This is a genomic window from Priestia sp. AB, assembly GCF_028369225.1.
GTDB lineage: Bacteria > Bacillota > Bacilli > Bacillales > Bacillaceae_H > Priestia > Priestia megaterium.
The window spans coordinates 172,471-195,770 of record NZ_JAQMYN010000007.1; the positions used below are offsets into that span (position 1 = coordinate 172,471).

General features: G+C 38.6%; 22 protein-coding genes. 3 read left to right on the plus strand and 19 right to left on the minus strand.

Annotated features, from left to right (window positions below):
• Nucleotides 1–3: 3 nt before the first annotated feature.
• Nucleotides 4–1,227, minus strand: coding sequence for an MFS transporter (locus tag POF52_RS21140; RefSeq protein WP_271994628.1), 1,224 nt, complete (start codon nt 1,225–1,227; stop codon nt 4–6).
• Between the two features lie 169 nt (nt 1,228–1,396).
• Between POF52_RS21140 and POF52_RS21145 the strand changes: the two genes are divergently transcribed.
• A complete protein-coding gene (locus POF52_RS21145; RefSeq protein ID WP_271994630.1) occupies nt 1,397–3,475 on the plus strand; it encodes a helix-turn-helix domain-containing protein in 2,079 nt (692 codons plus the stop codon).
• Nucleotides 3,476–3,492: 17 nt separating this feature from the next.
• Here the strand turns inward: POF52_RS21145 and POF52_RS21150 are convergent, their stop codons facing one another.
• Genes POF52_RS21150 through POF52_RS21165 form a run of 4 tightly spaced genes read right to left on the minus strand, consistent with a single transcriptional unit; the run spans nt 3,493 to nt 6,231 of the window.
• On the minus strand, nt 3,493–3,963 hold the full coding sequence (locus tag POF52_RS21150; protein ID WP_271994632.1) for a hypothetical protein: 471 nt from the start codon (nt 3,961–3,963) through the stop codon (nt 3,493–3,495).
• 21 nt (nt 3,964–3,984) lie between these two features.
• Entirely contained in the window at nt 3,985–4,209 is a 225-nt protein-coding gene (locus POF52_RS21155; protein ID WP_013083432.1) for a non-oxidative hydroxyarylic acid decarboxylases subunit D, read from the minus strand.
• Nucleotides 4,210–4,225: 16 nt separating this feature from the next.
• Nucleotides 4,226–5,647, minus strand: a complete 1,422-nt coding sequence (locus POF52_RS21160) for a non-oxidative hydroxyarylic acid decarboxylases subunit C (RefSeq protein WP_271994635.1) — start codon at nt 5,645–5,647, stop codon at nt 4,226–4,228.
• A gap of 2 nt (nt 5,648–5,649) precedes the next feature.
• The gene (locus tag POF52_RS21165) at nt 5,650–6,231 is read right to left on the minus strand and encodes a non-oxidative hydroxyarylic acid decarboxylases subunit B (RefSeq protein ID WP_013057337.1); all 582 of its coding nucleotides are present in this window, start codon (nt 6,229–6,231) and stop codon (nt 5,650–5,652) included.
• Nucleotides 6,232–6,344: 113 nt separating this feature from the next.
• On the opposite strand from POF52_RS21165, the gene POF52_RS21170 reads away from it, so the two are divergent.
• Entirely contained in the window at nt 6,345–7,214 is an 870-nt protein-coding gene (locus POF52_RS21170) for a LysR family transcriptional regulator (RefSeq protein ID WP_029322153.1), read from the plus strand.
• 69 nt (nt 7,215–7,283) lie between these two features.
• On the opposite strand, the gene POF52_RS21175 is transcribed toward POF52_RS21170, so the two are convergent.
• From POF52_RS21175 to POF52_RS21190, 4 genes are all read right to left on the minus strand, one after another.
• A complete protein-coding gene (locus POF52_RS21175; protein ID WP_029322155.1) occupies nt 7,284–8,240 on the minus strand; it encodes an AEC family transporter in 957 nt (318 codons plus the stop codon).
• 707 nt (nt 8,241–8,947) lie between these two features.
• Nucleotides 8,948–9,352: a YkvA family protein gene (locus POF52_RS21180; RefSeq protein WP_013057340.1), complete on the minus strand. Its 405-nt coding sequence runs from the start codon at nt 9,350–9,352 to the stop codon at nt 8,948–8,950.
• Between the two features lie 99 nt (nt 9,353–9,451).
• Nucleotides 9,452–9,733, minus strand: a complete 282-nt coding sequence (locus tag POF52_RS21185; protein WP_013083437.1) for a hypothetical protein — start codon at nt 9,731–9,733, stop codon at nt 9,452–9,454.
• 88 nt (nt 9,734–9,821) lie between these two features.
• The gene (locus POF52_RS21190; RefSeq protein ID WP_271994641.1) at nt 9,822–10,457 is read right to left on the minus strand and encodes a DUF1796 family putative cysteine peptidase; all 636 of its coding nucleotides are present in this window, start codon (nt 10,455–10,457) and stop codon (nt 9,822–9,824) included.
• A gap of 234 nt (nt 10,458–10,691) precedes the next feature.
• Here POF52_RS21190 and POF52_RS21195 point away from each other — a divergent pair, with 234 nt between their 5' ends.
• Complete coding sequence (locus POF52_RS21195; protein ID WP_074680799.1) at nt 10,692–11,696, plus strand: LLM class flavin-dependent oxidoreductase; 1,005 nt, start codon at nt 10,692–10,694, stop codon at nt 11,694–11,696.
• Between the two features lie 27 nt (nt 11,697–11,723).
• Here POF52_RS21195 and POF52_RS21200 read toward each other — a convergent pair whose 3' ends face one another.
• The 10 genes from POF52_RS21200 to POF52_RS21245 form a co-directional block, all read right to left on the minus strand.
• Nucleotides 11,724–13,043: a (Fe-S)-binding protein gene (locus POF52_RS21200; protein WP_271994643.1), complete on the minus strand. Its 1,320-nt coding sequence runs from the start codon at nt 13,041–13,043 to the stop codon at nt 11,724–11,726.
• Complete coding sequence (glcD, locus tag POF52_RS21205; protein ID WP_271994645.1) at nt 13,040–14,452, minus strand: glycolate oxidase subunit GlcD; 1,413 nt, start codon at nt 14,450–14,452, stop codon at nt 13,040–13,042. Before glcD ends, POF52_RS21200 begins: the two co-directional genes overlap by 4 nt.
• A 128-nt stretch (nt 14,453–14,580) precedes the next feature.
• Nucleotides 14,581–15,693, minus strand: coding sequence for a CdaR family transcriptional regulator (locus POF52_RS21210; RefSeq protein ID WP_271994647.1), 1,113 nt, complete (start codon nt 15,691–15,693; stop codon nt 14,581–14,583).
• A gap of 79 nt (nt 15,694–15,772) precedes the next feature.
• Complete coding sequence (locus POF52_RS21215; protein WP_271994649.1) at nt 15,773–16,336, minus strand: DJ-1/PfpI family protein; 564 nt, start codon at nt 16,334–16,336, stop codon at nt 15,773–15,775.
• 120 nt (nt 16,337–16,456) lie between these two features.
• Complete coding sequence (locus POF52_RS21220; protein ID WP_271994651.1) at nt 16,457–16,783, minus strand: IDEAL domain-containing protein; 327 nt, start codon at nt 16,781–16,783, stop codon at nt 16,457–16,459.
• Nucleotides 16,784–17,119: 336 nt separating this feature from the next.
• A complete protein-coding gene (locus POF52_RS21225; RefSeq protein ID WP_013083445.1) occupies nt 17,120–18,553 on the minus strand; it encodes a GntP family permease in 1,434 nt (477 codons plus the stop codon).
• Between the two features lie 45 nt (nt 18,554–18,598).
• Complete coding sequence (locus POF52_RS21230) at nt 18,599–19,789, minus strand: iron-containing alcohol dehydrogenase (RefSeq protein WP_271994653.1); 1,191 nt, start codon at nt 19,787–19,789, stop codon at nt 18,599–18,601.
• A gap of 245 nt (nt 19,790–20,034) precedes the next feature.
• Nucleotides 20,035–21,183 carry an ABC transporter permease gene (locus tag POF52_RS21235; protein ID WP_271994655.1) on the minus strand — a complete coding sequence of 383 codons (1,149 nt, stop codon included), beginning with the start codon at nt 21,181–21,183 and terminating at the stop codon, nt 20,035–20,037.
• 1 nt (nt 21,184) lies between these two features.
• Nucleotides 21,185–22,291, minus strand: a complete 1,107-nt coding sequence (locus tag POF52_RS21240; RefSeq protein ID WP_271994657.1) for an ABC transporter permease — start codon at nt 22,289–22,291, stop codon at nt 21,185–21,187.
• Between the two features lie 19 nt (nt 22,292–22,310).
• Nucleotides 22,311–23,249 carry an ABC transporter ATP-binding protein gene (locus POF52_RS21245; RefSeq protein ID WP_016764400.1) on the minus strand — a complete coding sequence of 313 codons (939 nt, stop codon included), beginning with the start codon at nt 23,247–23,249 and terminating at the stop codon, nt 22,311–22,313.
• Nucleotides 23,250–23,300 lie beyond the last annotated feature (51 nt).

The following is a 23,300-nucleotide window of genomic DNA, read 5'->3' on the forward strand; positions in this document are numbered from 1 at the left end:
TCATTATTTAACAGCATTTTGTGCATCCACTACCACTTTTGCAGGTCGAATCGAAAACAACGAAATAGCACAGACAAGAGCGCAGATAATTAATAAAGCAAATGCTGCATTATACGACCCGCCAAACGATTGTACTAAAAAGCCAATGAGCATTGGTGTTAATACGCCGGCTGCTTGAGCTCCTGTATTGATAAAACCATTTGCTGAACCGACCACTGATTCAGGCAACATTTTTAAAGGAGCTGAAGCGATTAAAATCACATTAAACGAAAACAGCGAGGTGACTGCACTTTGAAAAACGATAAACATGCCTACGCTAGGTGAAATGGCCATGAAGCAAAGAAAAACACCCATCAGTAAACCAAACACCGCCGCAATCGTCTTGTCTTTTCCGTCCGGAAGCTTGTCTAAAACAAAGCCGCTAACAAACATTCCTATAATGCCTACAAATGCTGGGATAGCGGAAAGAAAACCGATGTCCGTTAAATTCAGATGTCTTACTTCAGCTAAATATGTAGGCATCCACGACATGAGCCCCCAGTTAATGGCGTAGATACTGAAGTATGCAATAAATAAATTCCAAATCATCGGAGTTTTGATAATTTCTTTTAATGTCATCTGCTTAGCAGGAATAGCAGATGTCTCTGTTTTTTCTCTCTGCTGCTTTTCTTTTAGTAAAAAAACAAACAAAACTGTAATAACGAGTCCGATGGCTCCTATGATATAAAAGATACTTCTCCAGCTTATCGTTTGCATCAGCTGCGTCGCTAGAATTGGTGTAACCACGCCCATAATCGTACCTGACGATAACAAAAAGGACATGGCTCTACTGCGTTCTTGCTGAGGAAACCACCCTGCGATTCCTTTTGATGCAGATGGAAAGTAACTTCCCTCCCCTAAACCAAATAAAAAGCGAATGATAATAATAGAAGCAAAAGACCAGGCCATTCCGGTAAAAATCGTAAACAAAGACCATAAAAGCACGGCGATTATAATGACTTTTTTAAATCCAAAGCGGTCTGCTAGCCACCCCCCAGGTATTTGCATCAGTGCGTATCCTGCAAAAAAGCTGCTTAAGATGATGCCTGTAGAAGAAGCATTCAGATGTAGATCTTTCGAAATATCTAAAATAGCGTAATTAATAATAAAACGATCTAAGTTTCCAAGCGACCAGCCTAAAAATAATAAAAATAAAATGACGTATTTCCAGTTCGACCTTGCTAACATAAATGCACTCATCTCCTTTTTATTTCATTTAATGTAATGTTTTGTAACAAATCAATTCGTTATATAAATATTAAAAAATTCTGACTATTTTTTCAATGTGTAATTCTATATAATAAGAACTATAACTATGTATTTTTTTACATTAAGTAGTCTATAAGGGGTTGTTAACATGAGTGATTTATTAGCTAATATGAAAGGTTATCTTACATCTATTATCAAAAATAGTCCTTTTCAGATTTGGGCAAGTATTGATTCTGCAAATTTCAACGTGATTTTTTCCAGTTCTTCATGCTCATCCCTGACTTACACTCCTCCCACTAGCCTACATAACGGCAGTGATTCCTTTCAAAAGCATACGGCATATGAAGAGTTCGAGGAAATTTACTTATCCTTTCCAAATCGCTATGCGTTTGTTGTTCGCATATTTGCTAAGCATGACTGGACACCCCCACAAATAAAACAGCTATCGGCTACCTTTTCTCCTTATATGCTGCAAAAAAAGCTAGAGCGGCATGAGCACATTTTAAACGTGCTTATGAAAAGCATTAAGGAAATCTCACTTTTACAAGACTCAGATTATCTATTAACAAGAATTCTTGAAAATGCTCTTTCAGTTATTTCTGTTGCAGATATGGGCGTGCTGTGGATGTTTGATTCTTCCACTCAATTTCTTTTGCCTCGCGCCTGGTCCGGGGGGCCAAACAATGAAATTCAAAACATGAAAATGAAAGTTGGCGAAGGAATTATCGGAAAGACATTTCAGCGTAATAAAAGCTATATGTATACGAACTTAAAGGATATATTACGCGCTTCTTCTACTATGACTGAAGACAATATTCATTATCTTAATCAGTCCTATACGTTTACAAACATTCAATCTATTATCTCTGTCCCCATTTGTATGGAAGAACAAACGGTATGCGTACTCATTATTTATCAAAATGGTACAACCCCTCTTTTAAATGAAGAGGATAAAGAATTGTTAGAAAGCTTTTCCGATCAAGTATCGATTGCTCTCTTAAACTCAGCGCTTTTTGAAGATGTAAAAAAACAAAATAAACTTTTAATACGCCGCGATCAAATTCATCGCACCTTCATGAATGTTTCACTTCAAAGTAAAGGAATTGAACCAATACTTACCGAATTGCGCCGAATGGTTACATCTCCTGTCACCATTGTAGATTTTGTTGATAATAAGACCTATGGCTTCTTGAAATTCTTTGATATAGACACAAAAACAGCTGAATTTCACACACATTTTCTTTCACATACAAAGCCTTGTTTTTATACTATTGCGGCAAACAATGAGGCACACAGTGTTTATATTCACCCCATACACGGCATTGACACGCTCTTAGGGTTACTTATTATGCAGGCAAATCAAGGAGATCTTTCCTCTCTAGATCAAGTGGCACTCGAACAAAGCAGCTCTGTTATTGCATTAGAAATGCTGAAGAAACAAACGTTAGTTGATTTATTTTACAAGCGAACACATGAATTATTTAGTGAATACTTATCGTGTTATGACACCACTTTGCTGTATCAAAAAGCAGCTGAGCTAAACATTGATACAAAAAAGCATATTCTGGTCGCTCTCATTACCATTCGTTCACAAGCGGACCTGCAGCTCTTAAACTTACACCTTCATCGCCTTGTATCTGACATCAAATCGGTTTTCAGCTCAAAAGCACCTGTCGTATACGGGTTCGACACCAAAGTAACCCTTGTATTTACGCTTGACCCTTATGAAAAACAGCATGCTATTATCAAACAATTAGAGGATTTACTCTCAAAATGGCGTTACTACAATGAATGTCATGTAAAAACAGGGATTGGAAGTCGTTATTCTCATTTTACTCAAATAGGAAAAAGTTATAGTGAAGCTGAAAAAGCTGTCTCTTACCTTCTGTCTCAGCAGCAAGATGGATGCATGTTATATGAGGAAATAGGAATTAACCGGCTATTTATTAATCAATCAAAAGAAGAGGTCAAAACCTTTATTGATGAAGTATTTCTCCCTCTTAAGAACAATCATTCAAACGATGAACCTTTAGAGCAAACGCTAGAAGCGTATTTCGATAATAACCGCTCTGCTTCACTTACAGCTAAGCAGCTTCATATTCATGTTAATACACTCTATCAGCGGTTGAAAAAAATTGAAGAAAAAATGAACATATCATTTACAAACAGTGAACACCTATTAAAAGTTCAGCTAGCATGCTATTTGAAAAAATTTCACTACAGCTAAAAAACCGATTCTTATTTTTAAGAATCGGTTTTTTCAGTAGAAAGAACAGCCTCAATTGATTGCTTCCAGCGGCTCAGTACCTCTTTGGAATCATGAAGCTGAAATTGAATTCCTGATGTTAAAACTGCATATTTTGCGTAATCTTCTTTAACAGCGGCTACTTCTCCCGTAAATAGCTCATAACCTGATAACACAGGAGCTTCTTTTTTTAGCCAAAATTTAATGTAATAAGCTTTTCCTTCAACAACTAATGTAACGGTTGCCCTATGATTCTGTATCATGTTTGTTGAAGATGTTGTATCTTTCCATATTAACAGCTTGACGCGTGAAGAGCTAATAGCTACCAGCTCTCCTGCGCTAATCATTGCTACATGAGGAAAACCCTCGGATGTCACTGTAGATAGCAGCATCGCATCATGCTGCTTTCTTTCTAAGTCTTTTCCATTTAAAAATACGCGCACGGCTTTTGGCAGCTCTGCTTTATTCATTTTACTTACCACCTTTGCTTATTAAGATCGGGGTGGCACAGGAGGCACGTGCGTTGCCAGCGGTACGTCTTTTGGATTGACTTTAAATGGTCGAGGGTATTTTTCAGGATTGGTGATGGTCTCAGGTTCAGAAGAACGCCAGGTAAACAAACACACGTTGCATAAGTAAATCTCCCAGGCTCCTTCAACTGGTGATTTAGATACTAAGTTCGCTTGTTTGGCTTCACATCTTGGACAAGTATGCATGTCGATTCCTCCTTGTTTATTTTTGCATCATATTCGTTAAGATTTTTTCCCATTTTTCAGTTTCAAGTGGTGTATCTAAAGGCTGAGAATAGTGGCCTCTTGTTTCCGGTGCAACTGGTGTTGTAGCATCCAAAATCATTTTATCTGTAATACCAGCCGGCTCAGATCCTGGATCAAGTGGCAGAACTGAAAGATTAGGCACTGTTATAACATCGTGTTTTGGGTGCATTTTTGTTGATAGCGCCCACATGACTTGCGGTAAATTAAACGGATCCACATCTTCGTCTACTAAAATAACTAGCTTGCAATATCCTAACCCATGCGGCGTAGTCAATGCCCTCATACCAACCGCCTTAGCAAATCCTCCGTATCGGCTTTTCGTTGAAATGATAGCAACGAGACCATGAGTATACATTGCATTCACAGCTTCAATCTCTTCAGGATATGCTTCTTTTAGCTGCTGATATAAAGGAACGCTTGTATTGATTCCAATTAAATAATCTGTTTCTGTCCAAGGCATACCGATATATAAACTTTCAAAAATAGGATCTTTGCGATGGTATACATGATTGATTTTGATAACAGGCATGCTTCTGCCGCCGGAGTAATGACCTGTAAATTCGCCAAAAGGACCTTCATATTCACGTTCACCAGCTAAAATTTCTCCCTCTAAAATCACTTCTGCTCCCCAAGGTACATCTAAATCAGAAAGCTGAGACTTCACAATTCTGTATGGCTCACCTTGAATAGCTCCTGCCATTTCATACTCTGATTGATCGTAATGAAGCGGCGTAGCGGCTGCTGTGACAATCGCAGGTTCACATCCTAAAGCAATTGATACAGGGAGGTTTTCACCTTTTTCTTCGGCTTGTTTCAAGTGAATGGCAATATCATGCTGTGGCACGGGCTGAATGCCTAGACGGTCTTTCCCTTTGACCTGCATACGATATATACCCACGTTTTGTTTGCCGAAATTCTCCTTATCATGCTGATCACGAGAAATGACGCACGCTTTATCTAGATAATAGCCGCCGTCTCCTTGATTTAAGCGAAACAATGGCAAAAGATCGAATAAGTTGATATCATCTTTAATTTCACACTCATGAAATGGCGCTGTTTCTTCCCTTTTCACTTTGACAGGAAATTTTTCATATCTCCGAGCAAACTCAAAGAACTGTTCTTTTACAGGAGTTGATTTAGGCAGTCCCATCATTAACGCGTGATTTGACCAGGAACCCATTACGTTTAGAGCTACCTTTGCATTGTTGTACCCATAAATATTGGTAAATAATAATCCCGGCGTTTGGTCTCCTAAATTACTGATGGCTTGACCTGCTGAACCTAAATCTGGATCAGGCTGCACTTCATCTGTAACCGTCAGTAGCTGCCCTTCTTTATGTAGCGTATTAAGGAAATCTCTAAAGTCTTTATAAGCCATGTTTATTTTCCTCCTTGTGATAAATGTTTAATTCCATTCCATCTTTTTGCCTCAGGAAGCTCAATTCCTAATTGATCTAAAGTTCGAACAGCAATATGGGTGACAATATCCTCAATCGTCTCAGGCTTGTTATAAAATGCCGGCATAGGAGGCACGAGGATAGCTCCCATTTTTGAAAGATCCAGCATGTTTTCTAAATGAATCGTATTCAAAGGCGTTTCTCGAGGAAGTAGCACCAGTGGCTTTCTTTCTTTTAGCATCACATCTGCTGTTCTCGCTATTAAGTTATCTGCTAGTCCCATTCGAATAGATGCTAATGTTTTCATGCTGCAAGGACTAACAATCATTCCATCTATGCGAAAAGAACCGCTCGAAATTTTTGCTGCTTGGTCTTGATATGAATAACAATAATCTGCTAGCGCTTCTACTTGCTGAACGCTATAGGGTGTTTCCAGCTTAATTGTGGCATGAGCCCAAGGCGACATGACTAAATGCGTTTCAACAGAAGCCTTCTTCAAAAGCTCTAAAATTCGAATACCTAAAATAGCTCCCGTGGCTCCTGTGATTCCTACAGCTATTTTCATTTCTCTTCCTCCTCTCTGCTTTGGTTACACATTTAACTTTACACTCATTTTCCATACAATTAAAATATTGATAAAATATATAATAATACCTTTAAAGTATGGAGTTGAATACAGTGGAATTAAGACAGCTGCATTATTTTATTGTCATAGCTGAAGAATTAAATGTGACCAAAGCAGCAAAGCGCCTGCATATGGCTCAGCCTCCTTTAAGCAGGCAGCTAAAACAGCTCGAAAATGAGCTGGGCCTTTTGCTTTTTGAACGAAATAATAACAAGCGCTTATTGTTAACGGTAGAAGGAGAGCTTTTTTTAAAACGAGCGAAAGAAATTGTGCAAAGGGTCGAAAAATCAGTATTGGAAGTACAGGAATGCAAAAACGTAACAAATGAAAAACTTGAAATCGGATGTACAATCTACTGTGCATCAACGGTTCTCGATAAGCTAACTCTTATTCAAAAACAGTATCCAAACAGCACATTTAATATCTATGAAAACGAGCCAGCTCACTTAAACGAATTATTAACGGAAGGAAAAATTGATGTAGCAGTCACTACTACTGACTTACCTTATAAACATGTCAAAACAAAAACACTTGCACCAGATGTTTTTGTTGTAGCCGTTCCCAAAGAAAGTGGTTATGCAAAAGAAAAGATTTCAGTCGCTGAAATTGCTTCTCTCCCTCTTATTCTTCTTCGCTCAAACCGGGAAATAAGCATATATAATCGCATTGTGAAGGAATTTGAAAAGATGGGTATAACACCTAACATTTTATGCGAATGCCATGATTCAGCGATGCTTCTTAATTTAGTATGTCGTGGCCTTGGTGCTGCCATTGTTCCTTATTCGATGCTATCTTCTTTTTCACTAGAACATATTAAAATTTTAAACATAGAAGATAATCCATTTGTAATTGAGCCTTTAGTTACGTGGCGTACCGACAGTTATCTTCCCAAAATCGCCCAAGAATTTTTAAAGCTTTTTTAAATATAAATGCACAAAAAAAGACTTTGCTAAAATAGCAAAGCCTTTTTTATTTTATATTGATATATGTGACTACATTAACCAAGAAATTAACAGCGGTAATGTAACAAGTGACATAATGGCACTAAGTACGAATGCTGAAGCTGTTTCACCAGCTAGGCTGTCAAAGCGAACTGAAATCATCGCTGCTACAGCTGAACCTGGGAACGCTACTAATAATACTAATTTTACGATGTCAGCTGATGATAGACCCATTGCTGTTGCAATTCCTAACATTACAAGCGGCTGAATAGCCACTTTTAAAATCGCAATACCAAATGCCGCTGGGCTAAATTGAATTTTACGGATACCAATTGTTACCCCAACTGCGAATAGAGCCGCACCAGATGTAATTGAACCGATTTGATCTAAGCTGCTTGATAGTAAATCTGGAGCTTGGAAGCCGCATAATACTAATATTACTGCGATTAACGGAACACAGGCTAACGGCTCAGAGAGACCGTGTAAGATTGATTTAATCGTTACTTTAAATAAGCTTTCTTCTGAATCGCCTTCACTTCTTTCACGCTGTCCAACCGTACCAATAATAGTTGCTAAAGGATCAAGCATCGCATTTACTACGATACCAGTAATGGCGATCGGAATTGCTACTACATCCGCGCCAAACAAGCTACCTAATACTGGAATACCCATAAACGCAAACGTTGGCTGCGTAGAGTTTAAAGAGAACATAGACGCGCCTGTTAAAGAGTATTTAAATACATATTTTGCAACAAGTAAGAAAAGAACATAAAATCCAATAATACCAAGAACTAATGCTAGTAAAAACGGCCATTTTTCAATAAGCGTTTGTTTTGATGTTGTAGTAATACCAACGAATAGATGTGCAGGTAACGCAAATTTTGTTACAAGCGTATTTAACCCTTTAGATGTTGTTGCATCAAACTTTTTAAAATACCCTGCTAAATAACCTAGCAAAATAACAAAAAAGATTGGGGTTAAAATAATAAAGATTTGACTAATTTCCATTTTTGAACACTCCATTGTTTAGATTAGAATCAATCATATAAATTTGCTTTCTTAGAAAGATAATTATCTTCTAAGGCTTGTCTATGGATATTGTTTACGTCAGGCCATTCATCTCCCCTTTTGCTAAACATCTCTACAAATATGAAGTAACGTATAATGGTTCATGAAAACGCATGGACTTTGTTTTTCTGCAATCATTTATTTACTTCGAAGCTGTTCATTTATTTAACATCAAATCACACAAAACTTGTCATACAATACAGTAACCATACAACCTTAGCAAAAATTTGTCATACAATCATGTTGTTAGCTTACTTAAGCTGAAAAAAAACACCTTCAAATGAAAGATGCTTAATCGTTGAACGAAAGAAAGCGACTTCTGATTGATGAGGAAGAATCTCTAAGAGTTTGAAACTCTTAGTTAAAAAATTCCATAATTTCACAAAGTTTTTACAAACAATCTTACTTATTTGTATACTGCTTTCTGTGACGAATTTATGAACATGTTTTAACTTAACATTTGTAGGGCAATTATTCAATTACCTTGCTTAAAATTTTAATGAAAAAAATATTTTAATCCTGCTTTTTTTACATAAAAAGGATTAAAATAGTTACAAAGACCTATATATTATCGCTTAAAAAGAAGATGATTCATCTATCACCTTCTTTTGCTCACTTTATTTAATAATTACATTTCGATCATAACGTTACTTTATTTTAGCATCAATAATGGAAAAATTGTGTTCTTCTGAAAACCACGTTTTAATTTTTTCTTTCGCTTTCAGTTTAACACCTTCATCAATGTACATGGCAACTTGAATCAATGCAAGCCCCAGAGCTCCTAAATCATCTGTAAATCCAACTCCTGCTGCAAAGTCCGGAATTAAATCTAAAGGAAGAATAAAATAACCTAACGCTCCTATAATGACTGCTTTTGCTTTTGGGGGAATATCAGGTTTTTGCAGCGTGTAGTATAAAAGCAATACGGCATAAACAACGTTTGCTCCCGCTTTTTTACCAAACTTTTTAAGCTTGTCCCAAAATTTTTCTTCCGAATAATATTTGGCTGTTTCCTCTGTACGAACGGGTACAATTTCTTGTTTCTCTTCCATATCGATCACCCTTTCATCACCATATGTACTTATTATAAACGATTATCTCTACCCAATTCCATTGAGAGCTTAAACTCCATAAACCTGCACAAAGCAGGCTTATGAATTTTTTAATGAGTAATGCTTCATAACGATGGTAACTAAGTCATTCAGCGCTGTTTCACTTTTAGAATGATTTTCAAACTGCTGAATGAGATCCATATGTTCAAGCAGCACTTCGTAATTCCCCGTCATCTTTCTCAGAACTTCATATGCGGAACTATTCAAATCCACTTGTATTTTCAAATCCTCCAGCTGTACTAGATACTCATTCCAGCGCTGGTCTTGTTCTAGCAGCAGCCATACAATTTCTTTTATCGCCTTCCGCACATTGGACTCCATCTTTTCATCTCCTTTGATACACAGATATAACAAAGTCTATGAAAAAAACGAGCTTTTTCATTCCCGTATTAAACAAAAAGAGTTTCTTTTATTTTATAACAAGCCCGCTTAAGAGCTCTTCCCATACTGTATCATCGCGCAGCACGTCCATTGAAAAAATAGGTGCATGTAAGACACATGTACAAGGCAAGTCCCAGTTAGCCTCGGACAAAAGTTCTTTTTCACTGTTTGTCAGCAGCAGTATATAGAAATCGTTTTTGACCATTCCCTTTAAAATATGCTCTAATTCTTTCGCTTCTTCATACGTTCCGCCCATACGAATAAACAATATACAAGAACTGGTCTCCATCGACGTTAAAAATCGCTCCGTTCTCCGTTCATATTTTTCTTTGACTTCATTATATGAAAGCCAGTTAGTCTCCGTATTAATAGACGACGGAAAATCATGAGCAGAATCAATTTGATACACCTTATCACGCAGTCTAAGCGTGGAACCATCTCCGAAAGAACTGATATAGGTTAAGTGTTCATATACAAATAAGTCTTTACAGCGATTTTTCAACAGCTGGTTAACATGAGAAAGAGAAATGCTAATACACCAATCAATCACGCCGGCTTGTTTTCGCAAAGCATATTTTTTCATGTATATCCCTGGAAAACAGTTATAGCCTAAACTGTATATCATATCGTACTGCTTGCTTTTTAGTTCATTTAAAGTAACCATATTCATCCTCCCTTCTACTATAAAATATGACAGCTTTTTATAGAAAGAGGCGGCTTCTGCCTTATACCGTACAAGCTTTTTGTTTCTCAAAAGCTTGTGTAAATAAAGAACAATAACATAAAGGAAAATAATCGAAGCAAAATATTTTGGAACTCGAAAGATTATTGTTAAAATACTTGTATTCCATTGAAATAACAAGGCCTATGAAGTCTTTAAAGAAAGAAGATGAAATTGATGAGTAAAGCATTAAAAGATATTCCGATTTCCGTATTGGATCTTTCTCCTGTAGTTGAAGGAGGAACTGTATCTGACTCACTTAGAAATACATTAGATTTAGCTCAGCACGCTGAAAAATGGGGGTATAACCGCTACTGGCTAGCTGAACATCATAATATGACAGGTATCGCAAGCTCCGCTACATCTGTTGTAATTGGTCATGTAGCTGCAGGCACGTCACGCATTCGCGTAGGCTCTGGAGGTATTATGCTTCCTAACCATTCTCCGCTTGTTATTGCTGAGCATTTTGGCACGCTTGAATCACTATTTCCAGGACGTATTGATTTAGGCTTAGGAAGAGCGCCAGGGACAGATCAGCTGACAGCACAAGCACTGCGACGCGACCGCAGAAGCGACGGCAGTGACTTCCCAGAACAGCTAGCTGAACTGCAAGAGTACTTTAAACCTGCTTCAGAAAGTCAGATGCGCGTCAAAGCTGTTCCGGGTCAAGGTTTAAATATTCCGATTTGGCTGCTTGGCTCAAGCGGTTTTAGCGCACAGCTTTCTGCACAGCTAGGCTTGCCATTTTCATTTGCAAGTCACTTCTCACCTAATAATACAATGACAGCTCTTAACATGTATCGCCGTTATTTTAAGCCGTCCGACGTTTTAGAGAAACCATATGCAATGTTAGGTGTAAACGTAATCGCTGCTGATACAGATAGAGAAGCTGAACGTTTGGCTACTTCTATGCAGCAGCAGTTTCTAAATTTAATTCGAAACACACCGGGTAAACTAAAAGCTCCTGTGGATAATATGGATGAACTATGGACTGACTTTGAAAAAGCTTCTCTTCAACAGCAGCTGGGCTCTTCTATTGTCGGAAGCCCTGAGACGATTAAAGTCAAGCTTGAACAGTTTATTGAAGAAACAGAAGCAGATGAACTGATGATTAACGCTCAAATTTACGATCACAAAGCTCGCCTTCGTTCGTACGAAATTGTTTCTCAGCTGTTCAAATAATAAAAAGGCCGGACACGTCCGGCCTTTTTATTTGCTTTCTACTGCTTCAAGAAGTAAATCTGCAAGATGAACGGCCCTTACACTTTCTTCTACTCCTTCTCTGACTACGCCTAGCTTCATTTGAATGAGACAGCCCGGGTTCGCTGTTACAATCGTATGTGCATGCGTTTCTTTCACTTTTTCCATTTTGTAATCTAAAATTTGCATAGACATCTCTTGTTCCGTTAAGTTATAAATACCGGCTGAGCCGCAGCAATGATCCGCATTTTCCATTTCATTAAACACCGTTCCGTTAATCGCTTGGATCAGTTTTCTCGGTGCACTGGACGTTTTCATCACGTTTCTTAAATGACACGAGTCTTGATACGTAATAATTTGACTTGGCAGCGATAACTTTTGTTTTTCCACAAACTGCTGCTGCAATAAAATCTCTGAAAAATCTTTAACTTTGGCAGAAAAAGCCGCTGCTCTTTCTTTCCATTCCGGTTCCTCTTTTAATAAATGATCGTATTCTACCAACAGCGCACCGCAGCCTCCTGCATTAAGAACAATATCATCCGCTTGAATGGATTCAAACGCCATAATATTTTGCTTCGCTAACTTCTTTGCCTGATCTTTTTCTCCTCCGTGCGCATGCAGCGCGCCGCAGCATGTCTGCACCTCTGGTATGACGACCTTACACCCCGCTTTTTGTAAAAGTGCAATCGTGGCGTTGTTTGTTTCCATAAACATCGTATCCATTAAACACCCTGTAAAAAAAGCAACTGTACGCTCTCTTGTTCCTTCTGCTTCAAATAAAAAAGGCCGTTTCTTCATTTCTTTTTTTGTTGGCACAGGCGGAAGCGTTTTTTCCATTTGTGCTAAATTACCGGGCAGGACATTTAGTATATTTGTTTTTTGAACAGCTTTTTGCAAGCCGCTTCTTTGGTAGAAAGCAAGCAGAGAATGTACATTTTTTAATCGTTCTTTATGCGGGAAAAGCTGTTCAAACACCATATGCCTGAGCGCTTTTACTGGCCATTTATGCCTTTTTTTCTGCTGAATAATATCACGCGCTTCTTCTAATAAGTGTCCATACTTCACACCCGAAGGACAAACAGGCTCACACGCTCGGCAGCCAAGACAAAGATTCAATTGCTTTTCAACAGATTCATCAGGTTCAATAAGTCCGTCTACAACTCCTTTCATCAAAGCAATTCTTCCGCGCGGTGACGCTGCTTCATATTGATTCGTTTGTCCATACGTCGGACAGCTTGGCAAACAAAAACCGCATCTCATACAATTCATTAACTCGTCATAATCTAACCGTTCTTTGAACGCTTGCTGAATGTCTTTTGTTGCCGTCATGAACGAACCACCACTCTTTTTCTCGTGTCTTTAGCAAAAATTTTCCCTGGATTCATAATTCCTTGCGGGTCCAAAGCATACTTAATTGCTTTCATCGCAGCTACTCCTTCTCCTCCCATCTTCAATGCCAAATACGGTGCTTTCATTTCTCCAACTCCGTGTTCACCTGTAATCGTTCCTCCAAGCTCAATGGCTTTATGAAAAATCGCTTCAAAAGCTTGTTCGACGCGGTGAAGCTCTTCTTCGTCACGCGCATCTGTTAAACAAGTCGGATGCAGATTTCCGTCTCCTGCATGACCAAACGTACAGATCTTAACGTTATATGTTACAGCAATTTCATTAATCGCTTTGACCATTTCACTAATTTTAGACCGCGGGACGGTTGCGTCTTCTAAAATGGTCGTTGGCTTCATTCGCGCTAAAGCAGAAAGAGCTGATCTTCTTGCTGTACTTAACGCTTCTGCTTCTGCTTGTGAAGCTGCTACTTTTACAGATACAGCATTTCCTTCGCTGCAGATGCGGGAAATCATTTCAATATCGCGAGTCACTACTTCCGGCGGACCGTCTTGTTCAATCAATAAGACAGCGTTTACATCTGTGGGTAGCCCAACTTGCGCAAAATCTTCTACTACTTCACACGTCGGCTGATCTAAAAATTCAAGCGTAGCTGGAATAATCTTATTGGCGATAATAGCTGAAACCGTCTTAGCGGCTGCGTCCATGTCTTCAAACAGCGCGAGCAGAGTTTGTTTTGTTTCAGGTATTGGAATGAGCTTTAAAATCGCTTCTGTCACGACGCCAAGCGTTCCCTCAGACCCGACAAACAAGTTCGTTAAATCGTAGCCAGCTACATCTTTAGCCAGCTTGCCTCCCGTCTTAATACAGTCACCGTTTGCAAGAACTACTTCAAGACCAAGAACGTAATCTTTTGTTACGCCGTATTTTAAGCCTCGTAACCCTCCTGAACATTCATTGATGTTCCCTCCGATGGTTGATATTTTCATAGAGCTTGGATCAGGAGGGTAAAATAAACCTTTTGCCTCTACGGCGTTAATTAAGTCTAACGTGATAACACCTGGCTGCACGGTAGCGGTTAAATTTTCTTCATCAATTTCCAAAATGTTATTCATCCGGTTAAATGTAAGAACAATTCCGCCTTGCGTTGGACACGTTCCTGCGCTTAAATTTGTACCTGAACCTCTTGGCACAATAGGAACATGATCTTCGTTGCATATCGTTAAAATTCTTTTCACTTGATCTTTGTTTTCAGGCATAATAACCGCATCAGGAAGCGACTGAAAGTTAGGTGTTGCGTCATAAGAGTACACGAGTCTTGCTTCACTGCTATCTTGAAAGTTGGCTGACCCTACAACTTCAATGAGCTTTGCTTTTGTTCGTTCATTAAGCATAACGTTCCTCCTTATATATCTCTTAATCTTATTATAGTCGCAGAAGCCACGAGGGACTATGGATAAAAAACTAAAAAAAAGCGCTTTAAAAACTCATTTTTTGTATGTTTATCTAACGAAGGGCGCACTTACTCTAATAGAGACAGCGCAAGGTAAAAAAGCGTGATACCCTTTACGCTTTTTGGATCAATGTCTGTTAGTTCTTTCATTTGCTTCAAGCGGTAATGAAGCGTATTAATATGAATATGTAAATCAAACGCCGTTTTTTTCAACGATTGATCGTTGGCTAAATAGCATTTCAGCGTTTCGAGAAGCTCTTTTTCTTTTTGAATGGAAGAAAGCACTCGACTCAAGAATTCCTTTTTTACAGGTTCAGAAACGTCTTCTAAAATCATGTCCATCAGCAGCTCCTCATAAAAAACAACGGTTTGACGTTTTGAAGCCACTTTAAGCGCTTTTTTCGCTTCTTCATATGAAGCATGCAAATTAAATTGCTCCGCTGGCTTTCCTACACCAATAGTGATCATAACTTGGTTGTTTGCTTGAATATACTGCTGACATTTTATTAATTCTTCTTTAAATCCTCGCCTTGCCTTTTCACCTACAGCCTCTTTAAGTAAAAGCAAGCGATCGTATCCCCAATTTGCGATATAATCTCCTTGACCTTTATGACTTTCAAACCAGTAGCGAATCATTTCTTGTACCTGCTGCTGCTTCTTTTTCGAAAGAGATGAATCAATTTGAAACAGCGTGCAGCAATAAGCACTGTCTACTTGTACTCCTAAAATATGGCCTCGTTCAATAAATTCTGCATCTACTTGCTGGCTATAAATCCATTCACGAAAAAAAGCTTCTACTCCTTTATTTTCCCATTCCTTTGTTTCTATGTAATATGCCTCGCGAATAATTAGCTCTGTTAATCTTCGAATAATGTCTGCAAAAGGCTCAACAGTTTCTGGAATACCTGTAATACCAATAACGCCAATAATGTCTCCTTGATAACTGATAGGCAAATTAATTCCTGGCTTAACTCCTTTTAAATATGCTGCTTCTTTTTTGGAGATATATAGTTTTTCCTTTTTTTGCATCACGTTCCACGCGCCTTCATGAAAAAAACCAACCCGCTTTTCTTCTGTAGACGCAATAATAATTCCGCGTGTATCCGTTACAATTACATGTTCTTTCATCACAAGCTGTACTTCTTTTATAATTTTCTTCGACAGTTCAGACACTAGCTGCACGTTGTTTACACCTCACCTATCATCAATTAAAAGAGCTGAAAGAATTGTTTTCTCTCAGCCCGCTTTTTTTATTATGCGTTCACTTTTCAGCTTTTTTTAGCACGTTAAAAAACTCTTTCATAAATTTAGGTAAATCCGGCCAAGCTTGCCCGGTTACTAGGTTTCTGTCTACGTGAAACGTCTGTTCAACAAATACAGCACCCGCCGCTTCTACTTCCGGCCGGCAAGCAGGATACGCTGTCACTTCTCTGTCCTGCAGATACTCTCTAACCGTCGTTAACACGAGCTGACCATGACAAATAACGCCTAAAGGTTTATTTTCTTTTAAAAAATGCGCGGCAATTTCCTGAACTTTTGTGTTCATTCGAATGTATTCAGGCGCCCGTCCTCCAGGAATAATAAGTCCATCATAATCGGCGGGATCCACTTCATCAACAGAAGCGTGAGAATCAATTTTATATCCCGTTTTCTCTGTGAATGTTTCCATTTCTGGAAGGAAATCATGAACAACCGTTTGAAGCTTCTTTTTCACGGGAGAAGCAATGGTACACTGAATATCTTCTTCTAAACAGCGATAATACGGATAAAAAACTTCTAATGCCTCCACGGCATCTCCTGTTAAAATCAAGACACGTTTACTCATCTTTTATCACCTTTTCTTTCTTAATATTGTCACTTACTTCTTCTCGCAAGCGGCTTTCCATTCCTGCTTTTCCCCTATGAATAATAAAAAAAGCAGGGCCTTCATTCCTTATCAGGAATGTCAGCCTTGCTTTTTATCTTGTAATCTTTTTAATTCAGCTGTTAATTCATCAAACCAAGCCTTGTCTTTCGTTAACAGCGCAAGATCAATCAATAAAAGAATCTGCTCTTCGTGCGCCGTTTTTTGAAGGGGCAGCTTCTCTATTTTTTCATCCATCATGCCAATGGTTGTGCCGACCATTTTTTCATCATCACTTTTTACAACGTTGATTAGTGCTGCTTTTTTAGATGGATTAATCGTTTTAATATATCCGTATATAAGTTCACCGTCGCGAGACTTTCCTTTGACCCAGTCGCCTACTTTTAAATTTCCTTCAAATAGCTTCACAGTCATTCTCCTTTCTTCATAAACATGCTAAGAATTAATGTAACGGCATATAGTACTGCAGAAAGTAGTGTAATCATAATACTTACAGTTTAGAAAGTCAAAGAATCTGTTTTAAAGCAAAAAGCTTGATATACAGCTAAATCACTGCAACCTATAGACGAACAAAGGAGATAGAGATTCCTTGTGAAACCGCTGCTGATTTCCGTGCAAGGCTCCGCTCCAATCAACCGCTAAAAGCGCCTATATACATGAAATCTATGTTCATCACAACAATAAAAAAATCCGAACGATTTATCGTTCGGATTTTTCTTCAACTACACTCAACCTCTTTATTTGTTATACGAGTCCAGTTAAGCTGTAGATTCCAATGATTAAGAAACATGCAAGTGTTTTTATAACAGTGATGGCAAAAATATCTCGGTAAGACTGCTTGTGGGTTAACCCGGTAATAGCAAGCAGGGTAATAACGGCTCCATTATGAGGAAGCGTATCCATACCGCCTGATGCCATCGCTACAACTCTGTGCATAACTTCAGGAGGAATGTTGTACTGATTAATAGCTTCTACATACTTATCTCCCATCGCACTAAGCGCAATTCCCATACCTCCAGAAGCAGAGCCTGTAATACCGGCTAAAATGTTTGTCGTAACGGCTCCATTGACAAGCGGATTTGTAAAGGTATGTGAAATACCATCACGAACGGTTGCAAAGCCAGGAAGAGATGAAATGACGCCTCCAAAGCCATACTCAGCTCCCGTGTTCATCGCAGCGAGAAGCGCTCCGCCAATACTTGCGTTAAGACCAGCTTGGAAACCGGTGGTCACTCTCTTCCAGTCATACGCAATCGTTGTGATAATTCCAATAACAAGTGCCAATTCCACTGACCAAATACCAACAACTGCGGTTAAATCTACTTTTCCGAACGCTTCAAGACCAATTTTGGCAAAATCAAAACCATCTGGGTACCACTTTGGAATAGAAACAGTAAAAAATTTGTTCGCAACCCCTACAAGCACAAGCGGAACAAATGCAAGAATCTGTCTTGCTACGCTAGGTTCATATTTAGGTTCTGTAGAAGGTACAGACTCTTTTTCTAGCTCTGCAGCAGCCGCTAGTTCATTATTAAACCCGTAGTAGCCTTCTCCAGCTTTTCTTGCTTTTTTGCTTCGGCTTTCTAAATACCAAAGACCTAAGCTAAAGACAATAACCGATCCGATAATCCCCAGTGTCGGAGCAGCATAGATGTCTGTTTTAAAAAAAGTCGTTGGAATAACGTTTTGAATTTGCGGTGTACCCGGAAGTGCATCCATGGTAAACGAAATAGCTCCTAATGCAATCGTTCCCGGTACTAATCGCTTTGGAATATTCGCTTCGCGGAATAAGTTAGCCGCAAACGGATAAACTGCAAACGCAACAACGAATAAACTTACGCCGCTGTAGGTTAAGATTGCTCCCATTAAAACAATAGCCAAGATAGCGCGTTTAGCTCCTACTACTTTAACAATTGTTTTCGCAATCGATTCAGCGACTCCAGACATTTCTACCATCTTCCCGAAGACTGCTCCTAATAGAAAGACAGGGAAGTAGTTTTTAATAAACCCAACCATTTTCTCCATAAAAACGTTTGAGAAAAACGGGAGTGCATAGCTTGGCTCCGTTAAAATAACGGCTAGTAGCGCACAAAGTGGAGCAAACAAAATAACTGAAAATCCGCGGTAAGCAACCAGCATTAAAAGCCCCAGAGACAGCAAAATAATCAGCAAATCCATAACGTTTCCCCTTTCATCCCTCATTCAATTTGTTTTGAATTTATCTTATTTTTTATAAAGTGCAGACTTAAACTCATATTCATAGCACGTGTAATACAGCTGGATAATTTCTTCTGCCGTCGGTACAACAGGATGGTTAGCAGGACTTCCGCTTTGAATCGCATCCGCTGCCATTTTCTCAACCGCCGCGTAAAATAGCTGGCGATCAATGCCCCACGATTGAAGATTAGGAATCTCTAAGTCGATACAAAGCTGCTTGATGGCTTCAATTAACACATCTGCTCCCTCTTTTTTTGTATATGATACGTTCGGAAAAAGAGCTTGTCCTATTTCACCTAAACGATCGATTGAAGCCTCTTTTGTATAGTCCAAAACCGCAGGCAGGAGCATCGCATTAGAAATACCGTGCGGCACATGGAATAACGCGCCAATAGGTCTTGACATACCGTGCACTAGAGCAACAGATGAATTTGAAAACGCAATTCCTGCCAGCATAGATGCATAGGCCATTTCGTTTCTTGCTTGAACATGTTCTCCATTTCTATACACAAGACGGATATTTTTCATGATTAACTCAATTGCTTGAAGCGCAAGTGAATCTGTAAAAGGATGTGCTTTTTTAGACAAATACGCTTCCACTGCATGACTGAGTGCATCGATTCCTGTAGCTGCCGTTACGTGTTTTGGACATGATAGAGTTAATAACGGATCAACAATGGCTGTATCAGGCAATAATTGAGGTCTTGCGAGCATCATTTTTACATCGTACGCCGTGTCTGTAATAACCGTCGCTTTCGTCACTTCTGAGCCTGTTCCAGCAGTTGTAGGCACGGCAACCAAAGGAAGCGGACTATCTTGAAAATCTTGTTGATTTTGAAAATACGTTCGTAGATGCCCTTCATTTGTCATCATAATGGCAACCGCTTTTCCAGTATCGATACAGCTGCCTCCCCCTAAGGCAATAACCACATCGCACTGCTCCGTTTTACATATAACAAGCGCTTCATCTAGATGAGTATCTGTCGGCTCTGAATTTACGCCTGTATACACGGCACAGTCCATGCCAGTCTCTGCTAAGTAACGACGGCAAGTTTCTACATTGCCTGCTTTCACCATAACGTCATCACTTATAAGCAATGCCTTTGTCCCAAGCAGTGCAGCCTGTTCTCCAATTTTAGAAAATGATCCTTCTCCATATAAAACCGTGCGTGGTACAAGTAGTTCATAAATTCCCACTGTTTTTCCCCCTTTGTTATCTCGCTGACAATCTCTCCTTCCGTATTTTCATGCTGACTTATGTAAGCGATTTCATTTGTTTGTGCAAAAAACCAACATGAACTTCGTTTTTCTCCCCTATTTATTCTCTTTTTGTATACCCCTTTCCTCTTTCATTCTAAAATTTCATCTTATATTTTTCAATCTTTTTTTGTAACTTTTTAAAAATTACAAAAAAAGCCAGAGGTATTCTCTGACTTTACCATTTAAATAAACTTTTGAACAGTATTATTTCGATTTAATTTATAAATGGACAGCAGGAAAAAAACAAGTGCAAAAGCTAGTAAAATGCTGATATTTAACCATAGGCTGCTTAAATCAGCTCCTTGTTGAACACTTTTTAACGTACTTAATACCCACGTTTGAGGAAGAAAGTCGGCTATTTTCTGCATCACATCCGGCATAAATTCAGGCGGGAAAAAGCAGCCGGACAGTAAACAAGTTGGCGTGATGATAAGCGTCTGAAGACCATTCGCTGCTTTTGAACTTTCTGTAAAAGCGATAATTACAAGAGACAAGCCGATGGCTACTAGACCAAACAAAACTAAAATGAAAAACAGCTGCCATACGGGAATGTTCATATCTACGTGAAAAAGAGTCGTAATACAAACAAGTGTAATCATTACTTGCAGAGTTAATAAAATCATATTTGTAATAACATTGGATATCACGTATTGCCTTGCGCTAACTGGCGAAGCTAACAGTCTAAAATACGTTCGCTGCTCTTTTTCTTTTGTGATAAGAGCCGATAAATTCACCGCAGAAAAAAGCATAAACATGATTAAATATCCAATTGTCTGCTTGACAATGTTTTGATCGGTTCCTTTGTCTTCAAGGGCATGCGTTGAGATGTGGAATGGCGCTTTTTGATAATTCTCATACATTTGTTTAAAAGCCGCATCGTCGCCTTCAGCAGCTTGATTCAGCGAAGAAATATTGTCAATATATTGATACAAATAAGACTTAATAAAGCTCGTTACTTCTGCTCCTTTTATTGAAGTGATTGTAATATGATCTGGTTTGTTCGCTTTGACGCTGTCAGAAAACCCTTTTTCAAAGGTAATAACCGCATCAACTTTCTTTGACGTAATCTCATGATCCACTTCTTTGTCAGTGAGCATTTTAACATTTGTTTTATGCAGTCCTTTTAAAAACTGAACGGTATCTTTTGTAATATCCGTTGAGTCGTGATTGACAACTCCGATATTCACCGAAGTCCCTCCTGCATTTCCATAAATAAGAATGGACATTAAAACCCCTGCAATAGGCAATCCAATAACAAGCACAAGCGTCCTTTTGTTTCTAAGCAGCATATTTCTTAGCATATTTGTGACAAGCCACATGATATTTTTCATGTTATAACCCCTCTCTTTTTCTCAAAAGCACAATTGCTATGCCCAGGAATAAAATAGAGAAGCCTACGTTCAACCCGATAACTGAAAGAGAAGCGCCGATATCATTTGTATAAATCAATTTAATAAGTCCATTATTCATCCAGGTTAAAGGTGATACATTGACGAATCCCTCTCCAGATCCATTTTGAAAATAGGTTCCTCCCACAATACACGACACTTGAATAACAACCATAATAATTGCTCTTGACGCCGCTTCCGTCTTCGTAAGGTAGCTAACTCCTAATCCAAAGCTAACGGCAAAAAGAATCTGGGATACTAACATTACGAGTACTAAGAGTAAATGATCTCCCCAGTTGGCATCAAAAAAATATTTAGTCGACATAATGACGACTAACACACAAATGGCGTGAACCAAAACAGTGCCTAAAATTTTTCCGACAAAAATTTCAGCGGTTTTAACCGGCGCGGCTACTAATCGACTAGCTGTATTTCGCATACGCTCTCCTCTAATTAAATAACTCGCTGAGATAGATCCGTACAAAACAATCATAGTTGTCATTGAAATGGCGTAGTAGTCTATTGAATTTGGCTGTTTTTGAGAATGAAGAGATGTTTCTTGAATATAGTCATGCTTAGACGCACGGAGCAGATTATCCACTTGCTGAGGGTTTACTTTGGCCACTTCCATAGCCACATTGTACTTATCCACAAAAGTGCTTAACATACCTTGGACCATGTTGAATTCAATGCTGTTTTCTTCATTTCCGTAGAGATGAATGTCTCCGTCTTTCACTTCTACATAAGCTGTATAGCGCTGTTCTTTTACTTCTTTTTTTCCATCCTGGTTTTTTTTCAGCGCTTTAAAGTGAATGCCCGATTTTTCTGCATGGGCAGCAAACTGCTTAAAAGCAGCAGATTCTTCATTACTTGTGTCGATTTTATAGAGAACATAACTGTCGTCTATCTTCATATCGTTATTAAAGGCTTGAGACAAAGCTGTTCCTAAAATAAGGACAAGAGCCAGCGGAAAGAGAATCATAAAGATAAATGCACGCTTATCTCGCAGATCACTTTTCATTTCTTTCAAAGCAATTGCAATAATATTCATTCGTTATTCCTCCTTTCTTTTATATATCTCTTAAACTGCGCCCTGTCAGCGTGAGAAAGACCGTCTCTAAATTAGGGGCTTGTTCTTTAACTGCTTTAATTTCGATATGATGCGTCATTAAATAATGAATGACTTTGTTCAAGTTATTCACTTCGGCGCTTGAATTAATTTTAATGATTCCATCTTCATACGTAACGGCTGTTACGCCTGGAATTTCTTTTAGACCGCTGCAATCTATATCGTCCGCTTCTTTTACTTCAATCCAAATATCTTTTGTATCAGTGATAATAGCTTTCAGCTGCTCTTTTGTTCCTTCAGCAATAATTTTGCCGTGATCAATAATCGCAATCTTTGTACATACCTCTTCTACTTCTTCCATATAGTGACTCGTATAAATGATTGTGCTTCCCATTTCATTTAGCTTTTTTACAGATGTTAAAATATAATTTCGGGACTGAGGATCAATGCCAACCGTCGGTTCATCCATAATGATAAGCTTGGGGCGATGAGCAATTGCGCATGCGATATTTAACCTTCTTTTCATTCCTCCTGAAAAGCTTTTCGGATACGCCTTTTGTTTATCTAAAAGCCCTACAAACGCTAAAGCTTCTTCGACTCGTTCGTTAAGAAGTGACCCTCTTAATCCGTAGAGACCTGCAAAAAACTTCACATTTTCATAGGCTGTCAAATCTTCATAAATCGCTAAGTCCTGCGGAACAATTCCAATGTTCATCTTTGCGAAATTTCGGTGTTTCTTTATATTTTTCCCAAGTACTTCAATATCGCCGCTGTTGCTTTGAAGCAGACTAGCTACCATATGAATCGTTGTGCTTTTTCCTGCTCCGTTTGTTCCTAAAAAGCCGAATATATCTCCTTCTTCTACTTGTAAAGACAAATTATCTACCGCAATAAAATCTCCAAATTTCTTTGTTAACTTTTGAATTGATAATACGTTCATCATTTCACCTCTAGTGTGTTGGTATATCCTTATTTTATGAAAAAAAGGCAA

Coding starts and splice junctions, on each gene's coding strand:
- POF52_RS21140 (WP_271994628.1), bottom strand. CDS start 1,227: ATGTTAGCAAGGTCGAACTGGAAATACGTCATTTTATTTTTATTATTT.
- POF52_RS21145 (WP_271994630.1), top strand. CDS start 1,397: ATGAGTGATTTATTAGCTAATATGAAAGGTTATCTTACATCTATTATC.
- POF52_RS21150 (WP_271994632.1), bottom strand. CDS start 3,963: ATGAATAAAGCAGAGCTGCCAAAAGCCGTGCGCGTATTTTTAAATGGA.
- POF52_RS21155 (WP_013083432.1), bottom strand. CDS start 4,209: ATGCATACTTGTCCAAGATGTGAAGCCAAACAAGCGAACTTAGTATCT.
- POF52_RS21160 (WP_271994635.1), bottom strand. CDS start 5,647: ATGGCTTATAAAGACTTTAGAGATTTCCTTAATACGCTACATAAAGAA.
- POF52_RS21165 (WP_013057337.1), bottom strand. CDS start 6,231: ATGAAAATAGCTGTAGGAATCACAGGAGCCACGGGAGCTATTTTAGGT.
- POF52_RS21175 (WP_029322155.1), bottom strand. CDS start 8,240: ATGGAAATTAGTCAAATCTTTATTATTTTAACCCCAATCTTTTTTGTT.
- POF52_RS21180 (WP_013057340.1), bottom strand. CDS start 9,352: ATGGAAGAGAAACAAGAAATTGTACCCGTTCGTACAGAGGAAACAGCC.
- POF52_RS21185 (WP_013083437.1), bottom strand. CDS start 9,733: ATGGAGTCCAATGTGCGGAAGGCGATAAAAGAAATTGTATGGCTGCTG.
- POF52_RS21190 (WP_271994641.1), bottom strand. CDS start 10,457: ATGGTTACTTTAAATGAACTAAAAAGCAAGCAGTACGATATGATATAC.
- POF52_RS21195 (WP_074680799.1), top strand. CDS start 10,692: ATGAGTAAAGCATTAAAAGATATTCCGATTTCCGTATTGGATCTTTCT.
- POF52_RS21200 (WP_271994643.1), bottom strand. CDS start 13,043: ATGACGGCAACAAAAGACATTCAGCAAGCGTTCAAAGAACGGTTAGAT.
- glcD (WP_271994645.1), bottom strand. CDS start 14,452: ATGCTTAATGAACGAACAAAAGCAAAGCTCATTGAAGTTGTAGGGTCA.
- POF52_RS21215 (WP_271994649.1), bottom strand. CDS start 16,336: ATGAGTAAACGTGTCTTGATTTTAACAGGAGATGCCGTGGAGGCATTA.
- POF52_RS21225 (WP_013083445.1), bottom strand. CDS start 18,553: ATGGATTTGCTGATTATTTTGCTGTCTCTGGGGCTTTTAATGCTGGTT.
- POF52_RS21235 (WP_271994655.1), bottom strand. CDS start 21,183: ATGAAAAATATCATGTGGCTTGTCACAAATATGCTAAGAAATATGCTG.
- POF52_RS21240 (WP_271994657.1), bottom strand. CDS start 22,291: ATGAATATTATTGCAATTGCTTTGAAAGAAATGAAAAGTGATCTGCGA.
- POF52_RS21245 (WP_016764400.1), bottom strand. CDS start 23,249: ATGAACGTATTATCAATTCAAAAGTTAACAAAGAAATTTGGAGATTTT.